The organism is Pseudofrankia coriaricola (genome assembly GCF_032027725.1).
Taxonomy (GTDB): Bacteria; Actinomycetota; Actinomycetes; order Frankiales; family Frankiaceae; genus Pseudofrankia.
Genome location: NZ_JASNFO010000023.1, coordinates 36,066 through 55,330, shown reverse-complemented (window position 1 = coordinate 55,330; position 19,265 = coordinate 36,066). Strand labels below are relative to the sequence as shown.

14 protein-coding genes are annotated in these 19,265 nt (G+C 69.8%); 3 read left to right on the top strand and 11 right to left on the bottom strand.

Features of this window, described 5'->3' with window-relative positions:
• From QOZ89_RS13590 to QOZ89_RS13540, 11 genes are all read right to left on the bottom strand, one after another.
• Positions 1 to 453: response regulator transcription factor (locus tag QOZ89_RS13590; protein WP_312623940.1), on the bottom strand; the 453-nt coding region annotated here is incomplete at its 3' end.
• A 275-nt stretch (positions 454 to 728) separates the two neighbouring features.
• Positions 729 to 1,634 carry an amino acid ABC transporter permease gene (locus QOZ89_RS13585; protein ID WP_083418526.1) on the bottom strand — a complete coding sequence of 302 codons (906 nt, stop codon included), beginning with the start codon at positions 1,632 to 1,634 and terminating at the stop codon, positions 729 to 731.
• A 102-nt stretch (positions 1,635 to 1,736) separates the two neighbouring features.
• Positions 1,737 to 2,381 (bottom strand): amino acid ABC transporter permease, encoded by a 645-nt coding sequence (locus tag QOZ89_RS13580; protein WP_071048491.1) that lies wholly within the window; start codon positions 2,379 to 2,381, stop codon positions 1,737 to 1,739.
• Between the two features lie 57 nt (positions 2,382 to 2,438).
• Positions 2,439 to 3,374 (bottom strand): glutamate ABC transporter substrate-binding protein, encoded by a 936-nt coding sequence (locus tag QOZ89_RS13575; protein ID WP_312623939.1) that lies wholly within the window; start codon positions 3,372 to 3,374, stop codon positions 2,439 to 2,441.
• 1,183 nt (positions 3,375 to 4,557) lie between these two features.
• Positions 4,558 to 6,747: an MMPL family transporter gene (locus QOZ89_RS13570; RefSeq protein WP_071048279.1), complete on the bottom strand. Its 2,190-nt coding sequence runs from the start codon at positions 6,745 to 6,747 to the stop codon at positions 4,558 to 4,560.
• A gap of 409 nt (positions 6,748 to 7,156) precedes the next feature.
• Complete coding sequence (locus QOZ89_RS13565) at positions 7,157 to 7,990, bottom strand: SDR family oxidoreductase (RefSeq protein WP_071048278.1); 834 nt, start codon at positions 7,988 to 7,990, stop codon at positions 7,157 to 7,159.
• Positions 7,987 to 8,544: a VOC family protein gene (locus QOZ89_RS13560; protein WP_071048277.1), complete on the bottom strand. Its 558-nt coding sequence runs from the start codon at positions 8,542 to 8,544 to the stop codon at positions 7,987 to 7,989. Before QOZ89_RS13560 ends, QOZ89_RS13565 begins: the two co-directional genes overlap by 4 nt.
• Before the next feature lie 209 nt (positions 8,545 to 8,753).
• Entirely contained in the window at positions 8,754 to 9,950 is a 1,197-nt protein-coding gene (locus tag QOZ89_RS13555; RefSeq protein WP_071048276.1) for a cytochrome P450, read from the bottom strand.
• Between the two features lie 248 nt (positions 9,951 to 10,198).
• A complete protein-coding gene (locus tag QOZ89_RS13550; protein ID WP_071048275.1) occupies positions 10,199 to 11,641 on the bottom strand; it encodes an aldehyde dehydrogenase family protein in 1,443 nt (480 codons plus the stop codon).
• A gap of 216 nt (positions 11,642 to 11,857) precedes the next feature.
• Positions 11,858 to 12,589 carry a TetR/AcrR family transcriptional regulator gene (locus QOZ89_RS13545; protein ID WP_071048274.1) on the bottom strand — a complete coding sequence of 244 codons (732 nt, stop codon included), beginning with the start codon at positions 12,587 to 12,589 and terminating at the stop codon, positions 11,858 to 11,860.
• Positions 12,590 to 12,884: 295 nt separating this feature from the next.
• On the bottom strand, positions 12,885 to 13,064 hold the full coding sequence (locus QOZ89_RS13540; protein WP_312623938.1) for a hypothetical protein: 180 nt from the start codon (positions 13,062 to 13,064) through the stop codon (positions 12,885 to 12,887).
• 938 nt (positions 13,065 to 14,002) lie between these two features.
• Between QOZ89_RS13540 and QOZ89_RS13535 the strand changes: the two genes are divergently transcribed.
• The 3 genes from QOZ89_RS13535 to QOZ89_RS13525 all read left to right on the top strand — a co-directional run bounded on the left by QOZ89_RS13535 (position 14,003) and on the right by QOZ89_RS13525 (position 19,249).
• Positions 14,003 to 15,364, top strand: coding sequence for an ABC transporter substrate-binding protein (locus QOZ89_RS13535; protein ID WP_312623937.1), 1,362 nt, complete (start codon positions 14,003 to 14,005; stop codon positions 15,362 to 15,364).
• A gap of 146 nt (positions 15,365 to 15,510) precedes the next feature.
• Complete coding sequence (locus QOZ89_RS13530; protein WP_071048272.1) at positions 15,511 to 16,311, top strand: ABC transporter ATP-binding protein; 801 nt, start codon at positions 15,511 to 15,513, stop codon at positions 16,309 to 16,311.
• 70 nt (positions 16,312 to 16,381) lie between these two features.
• Positions 16,382 to 19,249 carry an ABC transporter permease subunit gene (locus QOZ89_RS13525; protein WP_312623936.1) on the top strand — a complete coding sequence of 956 codons (2,868 nt, stop codon included), beginning with the start codon at positions 16,382 to 16,384 and terminating at the stop codon, positions 19,247 to 19,249.
• The last annotated feature ends 16 nt before the right edge of the window (positions 19,250 to 19,265 follow it).

The window sequence follows — 19,265 nt, the reverse complement described above, 5'->3', positions numbered from 1 at the left end:
GGGCCCCGGTGCGGGGGGTGGCCCGGGGGGGCCCCTGGGGGGCCTGGGCCCGCGGGGGCCCGGCTCGGGGCGGGAACCGGACGCGTCGCCGCGCTGGTGGGAACGTCTGGTCACCACGTGAATGCGCGCGATGAGTTCGAGGACGTCGAAAGGCTTGACGACGTAGTCGTCGGCCCCGGTGTAGAGGCCGCGCAGCCGGTCGGCCTGCTCCGCGCGGGCGGTCACCATGATGATCGGTACCGTGGATATCAGTCGGATGCGGGTGCAGATGTCGAAGCCGTCGCGGTCCGGAAGACCCAGGTCGAGCAGCACGAGATCCGGCTGGGCGCTGTTCAGCATGTCCAGCGCGAGGGTGCCCGTTCGGGCGCGGGCCACGTCGAACCCGTGCCGGCGAAGACTGCCGGCCAGCGCGCCCGCCACCCGGTCGTCGTCCTCCACTACCAGTAACAGCATCGCTGCCTCCGCCAGTCGGCGCCGCCCGAGCTTCCCCGTACCCCCGTCGCGCGATTCATGAAAAATCCCTGTCGGGCAGAACGTAGCACTGGGAGAAAACACGAGATCGACGGCGACTCCGCCGCCGCGGGGGGTATTCCCCAGTTCCGTGCCGCCTCGCGCGGACGAGGGCGCGCCGGCGGCGATGGGCTCGCCGTTCGCGGCCGCCCCTGCCCGGCCGGGGCAGGGCAGGGCAGGGGTAATGGCCAGGGCCGGGGAGCGGGATCCGCCGTCTGTCAGCCCGCTGGCGCGTCCGTCCCAACCCCGATCACGGCGGCGCCGGCGAGCCCGGCGCCGACGATCAGCGGGTTCAGCGCGGTCGGCGCCTCGGCGGCCACCCGCGCGCCTGGCCGGCGCTGCCTGGCCTCGAGCCGTCGCGCCAGGTAGGACAGGCTGGCGTTCACCGCGACGTAGACCACCGCGACGACGACGTAGGCCTGCAGGACGGACTGCGCGTACTGCCCGGTTATCTGCCCGCGGTGCAGCAGCTCCTCGTAGGGCAGGACGAAGCCGAGCGAGCTGTCCTTGAGCAGCACCACAAACTGGCTGACCAGGGACGGCACCATCCGGCGGACCGCCTGCGGCAGCAGGACCAGCTGCATCGTCTGCCAGAAGCCGAGGCCGAGCGCCTCCGCGGCCTCGCGCTGGCCGCTGTGCAGCGAGACGATGCCGGTCCGGAAGATCTCCGCGAAGACGGCGCTGTTGTACAGGGTCAGACCCAGGACGAGGAACCAGAAGACCGGCAGGTCCACGCCCAGCGTCGGCAGCCCGAACCCGATGAAGTAGATCAGCAGCAGGACCGGGATCGCCAGCCAGAAGTGCGTGTACGTCGCCGCGGCGCCCCGCAGCGCCGCCACCGGGGCCAGCCGGCAGATCGCCAGCAGGCAACCGATCGCCAGCGAGAGCGCACCGGCGACGGCGGCCACCTTCAGGGTGTTGAGCAGCCCGAACGCGAGGAACCGCAGGATGGCGGGGTCGGTGACGAAGGTCCAGCGGGCGCGGTCGAGCTGGTGGTGCCCGGCCAGCCGCACGACCGCGACGGCGACCGCGAGGCCGACGAGCCCGACGCCGACGACGGTGGCCGCCGCGATCCAGATTCGTGCCCGCGGCCCAGGCTCGTCATAGAGAACAGTGGCGCTCACAGTGGCGTCCTTTCCTGGCGCGGGTCGTCCCGGCGGTGGCGGTTCCCGGGCGGGCCGGGCGCCGCGGCCGCTCGCCGCGTGGCGAGAGCCAGCCGGCGGCGGTCACCGGGCCACCGCCACGCGGCGTTCGACGAGGCGGGTGACCGCGCCGAGCGGCAAGGTCACGACCATGTAGGCCACGGCGGCCGCGAGGTAGATCCAGATGGGGTTGGGGTCGGAGGTGTTGAGCTGCCCAGCCCGCGCGGTGAGCTCCAGCAGTCCGATCGGGGCGGCCAGCGAGGTGTTACGGACCAGGGCGGACAGCAACGCGCCCAGCGGCGGCACCACCGTGCGGAACGCCTGCGGAAGCACGACATACCGCAGCGTCTTGGTGAAGGTCAGGCCGAGCGAGCGGGCCGCCTCCGCCTGGCCGATGGGCACCGCATTGATGCCGGACCGCAGCGCCTCGGCGACGAAGGCGCCGGTATAGCCGCCCAGCACCAGGACGGCCGAGACGAACAGCGAGTAGCGGACGCCGGTCTTCGGCAGTCCGTAGACGAACAGGAAGAGCAGGACGAGGGGGGGCGTGTTGCGGACCGTTTCGACGTAGGCCAGCCCGGCCGCCCGGAGGGGGGCGGCCGGGCAGACCCGCGCCGTCGCGACTACCACACCCACACCCAGCGCGAGCAGAAACGACAGCGCGGTGAGCTTGAGGGTGGTCCACAGCCCCGACCCGAACACGTCGAGGTTGTCGAGGACGACGTTCACGATGGGCTCCGAACGAAAGCTGGTGGTGCGGCGGTCAGCGGGCCGGGCCTATGGCTGTCAGGCGGTGTAGCGGTCGATGGTGGGTGTGGTGGGGACGGTGGGTGCCACCTTGCCGACGGTCGACTGGAAGGCCTTCGCCCAGTCGCCGTTCTGGTAGGCCTCCTCGAGGGTGTCGTTGACGAAGGTGCGGAACGCGTCGTCGCCCTTGGTCAGGCCGATTCCGTACGGTTCCGTGGTGAACGTCGTGCCGACGAGCTTGAGGTCGTCCTTGTGTTGTGAGATCAGTCCGAGCAGGACGACGTTGTCGGTGGTGACCGCTTCGACTCGGCCGTCGATGAGCTGTTCGGCGCAGGAGCTGTAGGTGTCGACGAGGACGACGTCGGCGGTGGGGGCCTTCTCTCGCAGGTTCTTCTCCGAGGTGGAGCCCTCGACGGTGCAGACCTTCTTGCCGTTCAGGTCGGCGACGCCGCGGATCGCGGTGTTGTCCGACTTGACCATGATGTCCTGGCCGGCGGTGTAGTAGGGCCCGGCGAAGTCGACGAGCTTCTTGCGTGCGTCGTTGATCGTGTAGGTGGCGATGACGATGTCGACCTTGCCCTGCTGGATGAACGGTTCGCGGTTCTTCGAGACGGTCTGCAGGAACTGGATCTTGTCGGGGCTGCCGAAGATCCGGATCGACAGCAGCCTCGCGATCTCGGTGTCGAATCCCTCGATCTTGTCGTTCGTCGGGTTCTGTAGCCCGAACAGCGGCTGGTCGAACTTGGTGCCGACGATGATCTCTCCGCGCTGGCGGATCTTGTCCAGCGTCGGGCTCGCCGGGAAGTCCGTGGCCTGGGTCAATTTGTAGCCGCCGGCCGGCGTGGCGGCGCCGACGGCCGCGGGCCCGGAGTCCCCACCGCCGCCGCCGCACGCGGCGAGCGTCAACGCCAGCGCGGCGGCCAGGCCGACCGTGACGGATGACAGGCGGGCCGAGAGGCGGGATCGTCTGAACATGGGTTCCCTTTCTGCTGTTTCCCCGCGCGGGGCCGCGGCGGGTGAAAAATTCGCGAGCCTTTCCGGCTCGCTGGGGGACCGGTACCACGCGCACGGGGCCTTGAGGGCGGCGGCGCGGGCGGTCAGTGGCTGATTGGCGTTCGAGGGCGTACGAAAACAGGACTTCCCGGGCACGGCGCGGCCGCGGCCGCGGTTTCCTGAAAAGAGCCGCGTGAGTACCCTTGCCGTCGTCCGTTGGCGAGTTCCGGAGCCTCGGCTCTCAGGTGCGATGGGAAAGGTCGGTGGCCGTAGCGGTGTTGTGGAGACCAGGCGGAACCCGACGCCCAGCGGTCCCTTTGCCGGAGAAAAACGGTGGAGGCGGTCCGGTCGCCCAACCTGGCCGGTGGCCCGCCGGTCCAGTACCGTGGCCGCTGTCCTGTGATCAGCCGCCCAGCGGTGGCGGCGGTGGTCTTTCGACCCGCGCCGGCCGGGACCTGCTGGCGTTCACCGAGCCTGCTCTGGCCCTCTGACCAGGCGACCAGCCCGCCCCCGCGACACCCCTGGCCGGCCTGGCGCGACAGCGCCGCGCTGACTCCTCACGGTCCAACATGCCCGGCCGGCGTACCAGCCCCGCCGGACCGAGAAGTCCGTCGCCTGGAGAAAATCCCATTGATTGCTGCTACGAATCCTCTTTCGATCAGACCCCGTGACCGCGGACTGGACAACTGTGGAGCCTCTCATCGGCCGTCGACGGGCCGCCGACTGGAAGGTTGATTCGAGATATTCAAGCTTCGCCCAAGATAAGTGACGCCACCGCCGACCACTGTCCAGATCGCGACAGATCCTTGTTTCTTTACTTCTCCCTTACTCCTCCTTTACTTCTTCGGGCGGTCCTGCCCCGGCCGACAATGACCCCGCCGCTGAATGCTGTCCGGTTCGCGACAGATCTGCGTTTATTTCGCGGAGGGGCACGTTTAGTAAAGGTGTGCGCGGAAGCGGACCGGTGGATCGCGCGGACGTCGGTGTTGGCGTTGGCGCGCGGCGTCGAGCGCCGCGGGTCACCGAACTCACCGTCGTCGTCGACGCCGGCCACTGGAACCACGCACCGCGGATCCAGCGTCCGCGTCGCCCGTGAAACGCGCAGTCCGCACCGGTAGACGACCCGGTGCGGACTGCGAGGTGCGGACTGCGAGGTGCGGAAGGGCTACTCGGATACCTCGGACGGGCTGGCCGAACCCCGCGGCTCGGGCACCGCCACGGCGTCGCCAGCGCCCACGCCGGCCGGTATGACCGGGCGCGAGGGCGGTACGCGAAGCACCTTGGCCGCCCAGTCGGGCAGCCACCAGTTCCACTGGCCGAACAACGACACGAGCGCGGGCACCAGCACCGACCGGACGATGGTCGCGTCGAGCAGGATGCCGAAGCCCAGCGCCGTCGCGAACGTCTTCAGGTCGGTGCCCGGCCCGGTCGCGAGCGCGATGAACGCCAGGAACAGGATCAGCGCGGCACTGGTGACCAGCCGACCGGTGCGCCCGATCCCCTCGACGACGGCGCCGTCCGTGTCTCCCGTCCGGTCGTACTCCTCCCGGACGCGGGCCAGGATGAACACCTCATAGTCCATCGACAGCCCGAACAGGAACGCGAAGACCATCAGCGGGATCCAGAAGGTCACGGCTCCGGTGGCGTGCACGCCGAATATCGCGTCGGATCCGTACCCGTTCTGCCAGAACAGCACCATGAAGCCGAGGGTCGCGCCGAGGGTGATCAGGTTGAGGAGAACCGCCTTGATCGGGAGCAGGATCGATCGGAAGGCGCGGGCGAGGAGCACGAACGTCAGCAGCGCGATGATCGTGATCATCAGTGGGAAGTTGCCGTAGACGGCCTTCAGGAAGTCGATCTGGTCCGCGCCGATCCCGGCGACGCCGACGACGCCCGGCAGATCGGCGACGGCCGTCTTGACCTTGCGCACCGGTCCGATCGACGACGAGTTGACGGTCTCCGCCTCCGGGATCACGACCACGATGCTGTGCCCGGCGGCGGTCTGTCCGGCACCGGTCGCCACCACAGCCCGATCGACGCCGGGCACATCGCCCACGGCCTTGGCGACGGACTGCGCCTGTGACGTGTCGACCAGCACCTCCATCGGCGTGAGGACACCGGTCGGCACGCCGCCGTCCTTCAGCGTCTGGAGAGCCGTGTAGGCCGGGCCGTTCTTGGCCAGGGACTCGGACGAGGCAAGGCCGATCTTGATGCCGGCGAACGCGGCGATGAGCAGGCCGAGGGCCAGCAGGGCCGCCCCCGCCGCGATGATCCGACGCCGCACCACGGCCTTGGCCCACCTGGTCCAGGCCCGCCCGGCTCGGTTCTCGTGCCGGATCTTGGGCCAGTCGACCTTGGGGCCGATCCCGCCGAGAATCGCCGGCGTCAGCGTCAGGGTCGTGAACACGCTGGCCAGGGGGATCAGCGCGCCACCGAGCCCGATGCTGCGCATGAACGGTACGGGGAGCACCACCAGTGCCAGCAGCCCGATCGCCACCGTAATGCCGCTGAACATCACCGCGTGACCGGCCGTCTGCATGGCGACCACAACCGCGTCGTGGTTGTCGCGGCCGCGGTCCCGCTCCTCACGCCAGCGGGTGACCAGGATGAGCGAGTAGTCGATCGCGACGCCGAGACCGATGAGGGCGACCAGGAACTCGACGATGAACGAGACATCGGTGAGGTAGGTCAACGGCAGCAGCAGGATGAACGTGGTCAGGATCGAGGCGGCCGCCACGACCAGCGGCAGGAACGCCAGGAACGACGCGAAGACGAAGGCGAGCACTGCCAGCGCGCCGACGGCGCCGAGGAGGACCTCGGCGAACACGCCGGCCCCGCCACCGTCCGAGTCGCCGACGGCCAGGGCGTCCTCGCCAGTCACGCCGACCGTCGCGCCCGTGGGAGCCGCGTCCGTCAGCGCCGTCCTGATGGCGTCCGTCGGAAACGTCGCCGTCGGGTCGTGCAGGAACCGGTAGAAGACCAGGGCGTAGGAGGTGCGGTCATCCTTGGTGCGGAAGGCCTTGTCGCCGGTGTTCGCCTCGTCGATCACCCGGGTCTGCGGCACGTTCTCCTGCACCGCGGCGAACGCCTGCCCGATGGAGTCCTCCCGGCCAGTGACAACCTGGCCCGCCGGCATGGTGACGCTGACCACGTAAGGCGAGGTCTTGCCGCCGGATGTGAACTCGGAGTCAATCTTGTTCGCGGTCTCGGTGCCTGGTTGTCCCGGCAGCGAGAAGTCAATGACCAGGCGATCGTTGGCCGGGCCGGTCAGCGCGACGCCCGCGACCACGATGAGAAGCCAGCCGACCAATACAAGTCTGCGATGGTGAAGTACGAACTCTGCGATCCGGCGCACGAAACTCCCCTGCCTTGGAAGATCACGTCAAGCGGGCGAATACTAGCAAGGGAGACCGACAAGCCGGCCGCGACTCATCGACCCAGTCGGAAACGACGCCAGCCGCGAGGTGTGTTATCCGTCACTGGCGGGCCGACGCGCCGGGACCGGCCGGACGGCGTTGCCCCGCCCTGCCAGAGAGTTGACGGTACTGCACCGCGTCCGCCAACCCGCCGCCGCCATGGTCTGTCTTCCGGCTTGGCACCCAGATGTCGGATCGCCGACACCGGGAGGTCGGATTCCGGCCGGCAATGTGCGCGGGGTTCGGGCGGCGGCCAGAAGGCTAGCCGCCCGGTCCGTCAGCGAGCCGGGCAGCCGGCCGCCGGAACATGACGGACGTCCATCTCGGCGTGCTGACCGCCGGGAATCCTCACGATGTGGCCCCGGGTCCGCGCACCGCGGCGCAGATGCCGCCGTCGACCAGGATGTCGGTGCCGGTGAGAAAACGGGCCTGGTCCGACAGGAGGAAGGCGACCACGTCGGCGACGTCGTCCGCCTGCCCGACCCGGCCGAGCGGCGTCTGTTCCACGAGCGTCCGCATGACGCTCTGGGTCTCCGCCTCCTGCCGGCCCTGCGGCGTGTCGATGATTCCCGGAGAGAGGGAGCAGACGCGCCCGCCGAGGGGCCCTACCCGCACCGCCTCCCGCTGGGCGAAACGCTGCACGCCGCGTTTGGCCCATGAGTAGGCCAGTCCAGAGTCCTCGACGGCCGGTCCGAGGACGTCGTGGATGCGGTCGAGGAAGTCCTCGTCGAGCGGGTCGTCGAGCACGGCGTCGGCGGCCGGGTGCGGATCGGTGATCATCAGGATCGGGGCCATCGACGCGAAGCAGACCATCGCGGTCCCGGCCGTGGTCAGCGGGCGCAGCGCCTCGGCGAGCATCGCGGTCCCTATGAGATCCACGGTGAAGATGCGACGCCAGTCGGCCATCGTCGGTGAGATCCCCGCGGCGTGTGCGACGGCACGAAGCGTCCCGAGGTCGCCGACCCGGGATGCGAGTCGCGACAGGCCATCACCGTCGGTGACATCGAGAACGAACGGCTCGACGAAGGTTCCACCGTCGCCGGCTGCCAGCTCCTTGGCGACCGCTGTCACCGACTCGTCCCGGTCGACCAGCAGCAGAGCGTCGACCGCGCCGGCGAGCCGCTGCGCGCAGGCCAGTCCCATGCCGCGGCCGGCGCCGGTCGCGATGCCTACCGTGGTCATGGCCCGACCTCGAAGGCACGAATCGGCGCACTGCCGTCCCAGTCGGCCGCGGACTGGCGGACGAGGATCGCGATGCCATCCGTCGCGGCCGTGACTTCCATGATCTCGACGATCGTCGCCGGTCCGGCGGGCGGCTCGACGTAGGCGTAGCGGGTCGCGCCACCCCCGTCACCGGACCACACCACGGGCCATCCGGCGGCCTCGACTGATCGCATGGTGGCGTCGAAGTCGGTGGTCCACCAGGCCAGCTGATGAAATCCCTCCCGCCCGGACTCGAGAAACTCGGTGTAAATGCTGGGCGTGTCGTCCTCCTGGCAGATGAGTTCGACCTGTAAATCGCCCGTGTTGCCGAAGGCGATCGACAGGGGGACCGTGCAGGGCCGGCCCCGGTAGGTTCCGCTCTGCGACTGTCCACGCAGGACGTACCAGGGCCCGACCCCCAGCTCGAGCCAGCTTGTCAGGGCCTGATCGAGGTCGCGGACGATGTAGCCGATCTGGCGCACGACTCCCGGAAGAACGGCCGGCGCGACAGCTGAGTCGGGGTATGGGCGCATCAATGCCTCCTGCGGTTGGCTGGTCCGTGACCGCGGCCACGGCGGGTGGTGCCGAAGCAATTGCCTGTGCCCTGGCCGCCGACACGACGGCGGGCGGTCGTCCGTTCGCCGGCCTCGCTCTCGACCCGTGGGCCACGGCGGTGAGGTCTGCCGGGACCGGTAACTGGATGGTGCGGCCGGCCCGGCCTGGCCCGGCGCGGCCGGTGCGGTCAGGGGACGTGGACCGGTAGCTTCTCCCAGCCGCGCACGGTTGACGTGCGGGCCTGGACAGCGTTGTCCCAGTCGACCTCCCAGGTGGGGAATCGGTTGAGGACCTCGTCGAGCGCCACCCGTCCCTCGAGGCGAACCAGCGCGGCGCCGAGGCAGTGGTGGATGCCGTAGCCGAAAGAGAGGTGGCGGCCGACGTCGCGGTGGATGTCGAAACGGTCGGGGTCCGGGAACCGGTGCTCGTCCCGGTTGGCGGAGCCGTTGAGGAGCAGAATGGCGCTGCCCGCGGGAACGGTCCGACCGTGGTGCTCCACGTCGTGGAGGACGTATCTGGCCTGCACGGGCGAGGGGGACTCGTAGCGAAGGAGCTCCTCGATCGCGTTGGGGATCAGGGATCGGTCCTCGACGAGCTCACGGCGCTGGTCCGGGTGTTCGGCGAGTACCTTCCCGGTCCAGCCGATGAGCCTTGCTGTCGTTTCGTTGCCGGCGCCGGCGAGCAGGTAGATGTAGTTGAGGACCTCTTCCCGGGTCAGGGTGCGGGTGGTGCCGGTCTCGTCCTCGAACTCCGCATTGAGGAGTTCTGTCATGAGATCGTCGGAGGGATGTTTGGCCCGCCACTCGACATAGTCGGCAAACTTTTCGGCGCCGCTCATGTCCGGGGGCGCGAGGTCGTCGCCATCCTCGAGGCGGAGGTTGTCGTCGAAGAGGTCCCGGATCGCTTCCTGGTCTTCTTCGGGGATGCCCAGCAGATAGCCGATGACGCGCATGGGCATCGCCGCGGCCAGGTTGGCGACGAAGTCGAACCCGCCCGATCCGACGAAGGGGTCGAGGGAGCGTCGGCAGAAGTCGCGGACCTGCGGTTCGAGTGCGTTCATCTTCCTGGGCGTGAACACCCGGGCCATGACGCCGCGGTGGACTTGGTGGACGGGAGGGTCCTCGAACAGGATCGACCCGGGGGGAATCGGGGCATTCGCCTTGATGATCTCGAGGACGGTGCCCCGTCCGGACCGGTAGGTCTGCCAGTTACTCAGGCAGGGCTCGACATCCTCGAAACGACTTAGCGCGTAGAAGTCGTGCCTGTCGTTGTAGTAGAGCGGCGCCTCGTGACGCATCCGCCGCCATACCTGATACGGATCCGCGTCGATCTGGAAGTCATACGGGTCGTAGTAGAGGTCACTGCCGCTGGTCGTCAGTGGCACAGCGAGGCTCCTTGTCTCTGGTGAATGGGGTGCCTACTTGGTGGTAGCGCGCTCACGGCGGCGACAGTCGACGGCGAAATCATCGTTACCCGGGAGTGACATGTGCACCTCGGTTGCCGGGCGCCGGTCCGGGGCCCTGTCGGTCAGCTCAGGGCGTCACGGCCACGGCCCGCACCGGCCACGCGGCGACCGCGGCGTCGCGCGGTGGCCCGGTGGCCCGGTGGCCCGGTGGCCCGGTGGCCCGGCGCTCAGGCCTTTGGCCAGGCGAGCGCCTTGGTCTCCAGGTACTGCTCGAACCCCTCGGCGCCGTTCTGCCGGCCTATGCCGCTGTGCTTGTAGCCGCCGAAGGGCAGGTCAGCGCCGTACGGAATGCCGCCGTTGATGCCCAGGCCGCCGGTGCGGACGCGGCGGGCCACGGCCAGCGACCGCTCGAGGGAGCCGGAGAACACGGCGCCCGAGAGCCCGTAGCGGCTGTCGTTGGCGATCCGGACGGCGTCGTCGTCGTCCTCGAAGGGGATCACGACGAGAACCGGTCCGAAGATCTCCTCCTGGGCGATCGTCATCGAGTTGTCCACGTCGGTGAACAGGGTGGGCTCGACGTACCAGCCCTTCGGGAGGTGCTGGGGGCGCCCGCCGCCGAGAGCGAGCGTCGCGCCTTCCCGGACGCCCCGCTCGATGTAGCCGAGCACGCGGTCGCGCTGCTTCGCCGAGATCAACGGGCCCATCATCACGTCGGGGCGCTGCGGGTCGCCGTACGGCGCCGCCGCCAGGGCGGCCTTCAGGATTTCGACGCCCTCGTCGTAGCGCGACCGGGGAAGCAGCATCCGAGTCTGGATGGCGCAGCCCTGACCGGCGTGGTAGCACACCCCCAGGCCGGTCGTGACCGCCGTCGGCAGGTCGGCGTCGTCCAGCACGATCGTCGCCGACTTGCCGCCGAGCTCGAGAAAGACCCGCTTGAGCGTGGCGGCGCCCTTCTCCATGATCCGCTGGCCCACCGTGGTCGATCCGGTGAAGGAGATGAGGTCGACCTGTGGCGACAGGGTCAACTCCTCGCCGACCAGGTGGTCCGAGGAGGTGACCACGTTGACGACGCCGGGCGGAATGTCCGTGCGCTCGGCGACGAGGCGGCCGATCCTGGTGGCGTTCCATGGGGTGTCCGGAGCGGGCTTGAGCACCACCGTGTTCCCGGTGGCGAGCGCCTGGCCGAGCTTGTTCAGCGTCACCTCGAACGGGAAGTTCCACGGCACGATCGCGCCGACCACGCCGACCGGCTCCTTCCGGACGCGCCGCTCGGTGAGCATGCCCATGGCGGGGGCGTCGGGGAGCTCGGTCTCCCAACGGAACTCCTCGATCAGTTTCGCCGGGTAGCGAAGCGCGCTTTCCAGCGGATCGTCGAGCTGCGGGCCGTTCGTCACCATCCGCGGACAGCCGACCTCGAGGATGAGCTCCTCCCGGAGTTCCTCCCGCTCGGCCTCCAGCGCATCCTGCAACTGCTCGAGACAGCGCTTGCGCAGCGCTCGGTTGGTCGGCCAGTCCGTCTCGTCGAACGCGCGCCGGGCCGCCGAGATGGCCCGCTGCATCTGGGCGCTCGACGCGTCGGCGACCTGGCCTAATGTCTCCTCGGTGGCCGGGTTGATGTTGTCGAACGTCTTGCCCGAGTCCGCCTCGACGAGCTCTCCGTCGACAAGCATCCTCGTTTCGGAGCCGATCTTCCGGGTTTCAGGCACTGTTCTCCCTGCCTCCGCTCGGCTTGGTGTCGGTGTTCGGGCTCGTTGCCGGCGCGCGCGTCGAGACCGGGTCCGGGACGCGCGCGTCCCGTTGTCGAGTTCTCGGTGGGAATGGGGTGGGTTGTTGCGTGGGGAGCGCCTAGGCGCTGGCCTCGGCGGTGCTGCTCGACCGGAGCGGTACTAGCCGGTGTCGTCGCGTCGGCGGCGTGGCTTCTTGGGTTCACGCAGTTGCAGCGCGTTGATGTAGATTCTGGTGATCTGTTCGACGGCGGTGTCGAAGTCGTACCCCGAGTCGTCCTGCAGGAGGGACTGCTCGGCGAACCGTATGGTCATCACGGCCAGGGCGTCGGTCACGATGACGGGGTCGAGGGCTGGGTCCGCGAGACCGCGTCGCTGGAGCTGTGCGATCGAGTTGGCCATCTCCTTGACGTGTTGCTTGTAGAACTGGGTCCAGAGCGCCCGGATCTGCTCGTTGTGGCGTGCCACCTGCTCGATCACGCCCATGATCCGCGCTTCCTTGCGGTGGGCCTCGAGGCGGGTCCGCATGGCCGAGGCGAGGCGCTCGTGCGGCGTGGCGGTGGAAGTCGGGTCCAGGATGATGTCCACGCCGGCGTTCAGCGTGTGATCCAGGACCGCCGCCACCTCGCGCAGGATGTCCTCCTTCGAGTCGAAGTAGTGGTAGAAGGCGCTGTGGGTCAGGCCGGCCCGTTCGGCGACGTCCGAGATCCGGGCCTCGTGGAAGCCCTTCTCCTCGAAGACCGCCTTCGCGGCCTCGACCAGGCGTGCCCTCGTCTCGGCCCCTCGGCGCGAGCGCGGGCCGTCGTCGTCCCAGCGCTGCGCGCGCAGCCGGCTGTCGGCGCCGGAGATCGAGGGCGATGCCGTCGCCGGGCTCGGCTGGGGGAGAGGCTCCATCTGCTGCTCCTTCAGGGCCGCCGGGCGAGGACGCGGCGGTGGTTCCGTATGGCGGGCTGGTTCGTCAGGTGTTCGGACGCGGCGATCGGCTCGGTCGGAGGAGAGCACACGCGGGGAGTGGCCCGGCGACCCGATGACCGTGGGTCGACCGCGGGGGCGGCCGAGCCACGAGCACCTCCTTGCGTCGCTGTGCACGCTCGGCCGCGAAACACCTCTTCGGACCGGACGATGCCAGACGCGCGACGATCCCAGATCCGCGAGGCGCGCCGCCTGCCGGCCGGCCCGGTCCGACGGACTACCCGGCGAGCGGCATCGGCGGCGCGTGGCACCGCGGTGCCGGGCGCGGCGACCCCCTGCCGGCGACCTTCCCGGTGGCGGCGTCGACGGTGTAGGACCTCTCGCCCGGAGCCGCCTCGGTCAGCCGGACATCGAGCGGCACCTGCCGCTCGCGTCCGACCTTCGATGTCTCCATCACCGCTCACCCGCTCTTTGCGCCCAGGTGCTGCCGCCGCCTGGCAGTCGTCAGGCGGCTCCCGCGGCGGGCCCGAGGTTCCGAGGCCGCAGCCTGATGAAGTTGACATGATCGTGAAAAAAGTTTGACGATCATGTCTGGAAAAGTTGACGCAAATGTAGACGGTCTTCGACCGGACGGCAAGCGTCTTCTGACCGGCCAGGACCCATCGGGCCCGGTCGGGGACCCGCGCGTCCCATCGCGAGCCGTTCTTCGGCTCGAAGAGAGCGACAACCGCCTCGCCGACGGACGCGCTTGGCGGTCGGTCGCGACACTTCGCGGTGGCGGCGGGCCCTCTCCGCGCGGTGTCGGCGGCTGCCGTAGCCGGCCGCCGTGGCCGCGGTCGAGCTGAACGGCCGTGGGTGCGCAGGCCGTCGGCTCTGGCGCGTTGCGGGTTGGGCGAGTGCGCGCCTCGCCCTGGCTCGATGCGCATACGTAACCGAAGGTGGGCGGAAAGTGATTGACGATCGGGGCCTTGACTTTGACATCGAGAGGTGTGAACGTCCCTCACGTTCTGGCCGATCAGGTCGAGTGGGCGTGCTCGCCCGGCCAGACAACGTCGCCGACCGACGCATGCTGGCGATAGAACGGTTGCGAACCTGGCTGCTCTGGGCCGTCGCGGCCGCCCGGCTGTCAGCTGCTTTCGGGTGAATGACCGGATTCTCTGCTCCCCCTGAGCGAAGCGCGCCTTTGACGCGCTTCGCTGCCCCGTCGCGGAAACTTCCCGCGCCAATGTGATGGCGCTCGGGCTGATTTTGCGACCTCTCATTCCACGAATTTCGCGCGGCGTGCCGCGGTCTCGGCCTGGAACCACATCGCCGAGATCACGGTGTGGACTGCCGCGGCCGGGTCGTCGGCAAGGTGACGACCCCCGTGACTACTAAGGGAAAGGTCATCCGAGGATGAGATTTCGGAACGGTCTGTTACCCGTACTGGCCACAACGCTCGTCATGGCGGCAGCCTGTGGCGGCAGCGGCAGTGGCGGCACCAGCGGAGCCGCCGGTGCGGCCTCGGCGGGTTCGAGCGCCGGGACGACGGTCGCGCTGTCGCGCTCCACCGCCAGCAGCCCCGCCACCTGGAAGTCGATACCGGTTCCGGGCACCCTGCCGTGCTCCGACAAGGCGGCCGACCCGACCCGGGGTATCACCGACACCAGCATCAAGATCGGTGGCCTCGGGACGCTCAGCAATTCCGGTACGTCCACCTACCAGGAGACGGACCTGGGCGCGCAGGCGCGGTTCGCCCGGGAGAACGCCGCCGGCGGTGTCTTCGGCCGCAAGATCGATTACATCGGCATGTCCGATGACGGCCTGAGCGCGCAGCAGAACGCCGACGCCGGCAAGAAGCTCGCGGAGAACGAGAAGGTCTTCGCGGTGGCCCCGGTGGCCACGTCGATCGGGGCCTACGCGGACTCGCTGTGCGCGAACGAGGTGCCGGCGTTCGGCTGGGCGTTCAACAACGGCCTCTGCAACCGGGCGAACACCTTCGGCATCACCGGCTGCCTGCTCCCGGACAAGTACAACTCGATCCAGGTTGGCCCGTACGTCGAGCTGTTGGCTGGCAAGGCCGACAAGAGCGTCGTGCTGCTGGGCGTCGACAACGCCTCGGCCAGGCAGGGGGTCGCGGACACGAAGCGCTCCCTGGAACGGGCCGGGCTGAAGGTCGTCATGACCAGCAACGCGCTGCAGCTGGGGCAGCCGCCCGCGGATCCGTCCTCGTTGGTCCGGCAGATCATGACAGCCAACAACGGCAAGCCGCCGGCGATGATCTACCATGTCACCGACTTCGTGAACGTCACCGCGCTCATCCAGACGATGACCGCCGCAGGCTACCAGGGCATCCAGATCAGCGCGGTGGGCTACGACCCCCGGCTGGCCGGTCTGAAGGCCCTCGACGACACCAACACCTATCTGCAGTGGCTGCCTTTCCAGACGACGGACAACGCGACGGTCCGGCAGATGACGGACGACGTCACCAAATACGGCAAGGGCGCCGGTCTGTCGATCACCACGGCGATGGGGTGGATCTCGGCCGACATGCTGATCGCGGGCCTCAAGGCGACCGGCAAGGATCTCACCGTCGACAAGTTCCTGAGCACGCTGAACAGCCCGAACTTCCACTACGGTGACGGCATCTTCATCGGGCGGAACACCTGGCCCGAGAACCACTTCTACGGGGCGCCGTGCGCCACCGCCACCAAGCTGAAGGACGGAAAGTACTCGCTGGCCGTCCCGCTCGTCTGCAACGACCCCTACGCCGACTAGTCCGTCCCGTGCGCCAAGCGGGCGGGAGAGCGGAGATCTCTCCCGCTCGCGGGCGAAACCTGTGTCGGCGGGAACGTCGGGTTGGGGAAGACCTGACGACACCCCTCGACCGTGCCAGGCCTGAACGGGCCGGAGAAGGAGCGGGCGTGGTTGCGACCAGCCCTGAGCCCGACGTCGTCGCGGCCGGCGCGGGCCCGGCCCTGGAGGTTCGCGGTGTCACCAAGCGTTTCGGCGGGCTGACCGCCATTCGGGAGGTCTCGCTGCGGGTGAAGGCGGGCGAGGTCCGTGGCCTGATCGGCCCGAACGGCGCCGGCAAGACCACCCTGTTCGACATCATCTCGGGCCTGACGGCGCCCACGTCAGGCACTGTGCACCTGGACGGGTCCGACGTGACCCGCCAGTTGCCGGAACGGAGGGCGCGTTCCGGGGTGCGCCGCACGTTCCAGCGCACCCAGCTGTACGGCCGGCTGTCGGTGGAAGACAACGTGCTGGCGTCGATGGAGTGGCGCGGTGGCGGCGGGGGTCTCGTGGCCGACCTGTTCGCCGCCCCCAGCCGCCGGCGGCGGGAGGCCGAGCGGCGGGAGCGGGCGACCGAGGTGCTCGAGGCGTGCGGGCTGGCTGACCTGCGACACAGGCCGGCCGGCTCGCTGCCGATCGGCCAGGCGCGGCTGGTGGAGCTGGCGCGGGCGATCGCCGACCGACCCCGGCTGCTGCTGCTGGACGAGCCGACGTCGGGGCTGTCGGCGCAGGAGACGGTGCGTTTCGGCGAGCAGATCCAGCGGCTGCGCTCCGACGGGGTGGCGATTCTCCTCGTCGAGCACGACGTGGGCTTCGTCATGGGCCAGTCGGACCGGGTGGTGGTGCTGGACCTCGGCGCCGTGCTCGCGGAGGGGACACCGGACGAGATCCAGGCGCACCCCGACGTCCGAGCGGCCTACCTGGGCTGACCGGGCAACCGACTCACCGACCGACTCACCGACTGACCGGCCGACCGGATCTCCATCGAAGGGCGAAGCAGTGGAGGAGTTCCTCAACCTGGTCGTCGGCGGCATCGTCGCCGGCGGTCTCTACGCCATCCTGGCAGCCGGCGTCGTCCTGACCTATCAGACGTCGGGCATCTTCAACTTCGCGCACGGCGCGGTCGCGTTCGCCACCGCGTACCTGTTCGTGCAGCTGAACGTTACCGCCGGGATCCCGATCATCCCGGCGGCGGTCATCGCCGTCCTGGTCTTCGCGCCGTTGCTGGGATTCGTGCTGGACCGGCTGATCTACCGGCGGCTCACGCAGTCCTCGGTGGCGGTGAAGATAGTGGTGCCGGTCGGCCTGCTGATCGCGGTGCCCGGGATCTGCCTGTTCGTCTCGGACCGTTTCAACCTGTGGTTCGACTGGCACATCGCCGGGATCGAGGAGCTGTTCCTGATTCCGGGGCTCGGGCCGACTCCGAAGAAGGTGTGGACGGTCGGCACCGTCCTGCTGGACAGCAACCAGGTAGCCGTCTTCGGCGCCGCCGTCCTGACGGCGGCGGGCCTGTGGGTGCTGCTGCGGCACACCCGGCTGGGCCTGCACATGCGGGCGGTGGTGGACCGGCGCGGCCTGGCCGCGCTGCGCGGCATCGACCCCGACCGGACGTCCGCGATCTCCTGGATGCTCGGCAGCTTCCTCGCCGGGCTGGCCGGGGTGCTGCTCGCTCCGATCTTCACGCTGAACACGCCGGTGTTCACGACCGTGGTGCTCATCTCCACGCCCGCCGTCGTGTTCGCGCGTTTCCGCTCGATCCCGCTGGCGCTGGCCGGCGGTCTGTTGATCGGGGTCGTGCAGAACCTCATCGTCGGCTACGCCCATTTCGCGGAGAACATCACCGGGTTCTCGACGTCGGTGCCGTTCATCCTGCTGTTTCTCCTGCTGTTCGTGTTCGCCGTGGACCGTAGCCGCCGGGCCGGCACCCAGACCGACGACGACCCGCCCGCGCCCTCCTACGGCGAGGAGTCGAGGCGGCGAAAGACGATCGTGTGGTCGGCATGGTCGGTCATCGTCCTGGCCTACGCGCTGTTCGTCGCGGACGACTACTGGCAGTCGCTGATCATTCGGGGGCTTGCGCTGTCCGTGGTGCTGCTCTCCTTCACCGTGGTGACCGGCGTAGGGGGCATGGTCAGCCTCGCGCAGGCGGCGTTCGTCACCGCCTCCGGCATCACGGCCGGCTGGGTGGTCAGCCACCACTGGCCGTTTGCCGTCGCGCTGGTGCTGGGCACGCTGGTCGCCACCGCGATGGGCGTGGTGGTGTCGCTGCCCGCGCGGCGGCTGGGCGGGCTGCCGCTGGCGTTGGCGACGCTGGCGCTGGCCTACATCTGCCAGAACCTGTTCTTCCAGCTGCGCGGGGTGAGCCGCAACGACGTCGGCGGATGGGTGCTGCGGCCGCCGGCGCTGGGGCCGGTGGATCTTGCCGACTCCCGGTCTATGATCATCTTCCTGGCGATCGTGCTCGGTATCGTCGTCCTGCTGGTACGGAACCTGATCCGGTCGAGCTCGGGCCGGGCCATGGCGGCGCTGCGGGCCACCGAGCCGGGGACGGTGACCATCGGCGTCTCCGCCGCCCGCACGAAGACCGCGGTGTTCGCCCTGTCGGCGGCGATCGCCGGCTTCGGCGGCGTCCTGCTCGCCGCGTCGTCCGGCCGCGTCACCCACCTCGACTACCCGGTCGAGACCGGTCTGTTCTGGCTGGCCACGGTGGTCCTGTTCGGCGTGCGCCGGCCGGGTGCCGCGGTGATCGCGGGCTTCGGCGCGGCACTCAGCCCCGAGCTGCTCAGCCACGTCGCACAGACCTCGTACCTGCCGCAGGTGCTCTCCGGCCTGGCCGCGATCAACCTCGCGCAGAACCCGGACGGGATCCTCGCTCTCACCGCCCAGCAGCGGTTCGAACGCCGGCGCAGGCGGGAGGAACGCGCGCTGCGCAAGGAGGCCGTCGCGGCGCCGGCGGTCGCGACCCCGGTCGACGTGCCCGCCGCGGCCCCGCTGGTCGACACCCCGCCCGCCGCGACGCTGGGCGCCGCGCCCGCCGCGGGCGTCTCCGACAAGCCACTCGTGCTCGAAGTCACCGGCGTGCGCGCGGGATACGGCGCCGTGGAGGTGCTGCACGGGGTCGACCTGGCCCTGCGCGCCGGCGAGGTGCTCGCCCTCATCGGCGCGAACGGCGCCGGCAAGTCGACGTTGTGCGCGGTCGTCGCCGGCGGTGTGCCGGCGACGCGGGGAACGGTCCGGCTCGGCGGCGCCGACGTGACGGGCCTGCCGCCGCACCGGCGGGTCCGCCACGGCGCCTTCCTCATCCCCGAGGGCCGGGGCATCTTCCCCGCCCTGACCGTGGACGAGAACCTTTCGCTGTGGCTGCCGGCCGAACAGGACCGGGATTCCGCCTACCGCCGGTTCCCGGTGCTGGGCGAACGCCGCGGCCAGCTCGCCGGATCGCTGTCCGGCGGCGAGCAGCAGATGCTGGCGCTGGCGCCGGCCCTGGTGAAGCCGCCGGCCCTGCTGATCGTCGACGAGCCGTCACTCGGCCTGGCGCCGCTCGTCGTCGCCGAGGTCTATGCGGCGCTGCGGGAACTGCGCGCGGCCGGCACCGCGATCCTGCTGGTCGAGGAGAAGGCGCATGACGTGGTCGCGTTCGCCGACAGCATCGCCTTCATGGCCGTCGGGCGGGTCGCCTGGGAACGGCGGACCGCCCAGGTCGACTCGGACCTGCTGGTCCAGTCGTACCTCGGCATCAGCGAGGTCCCGACCGGTCCCCCCGAGCGGCCGGCGGTCGAGGACGCCGCCCCCGTGGTCGAGACCAGTACCGCCGACGCCGACGCCGGCGGTCGCGCGGCTCAGCCGGTGACCGGTCCCCGTCGTTAGTCCCCGGGGTCCGGGC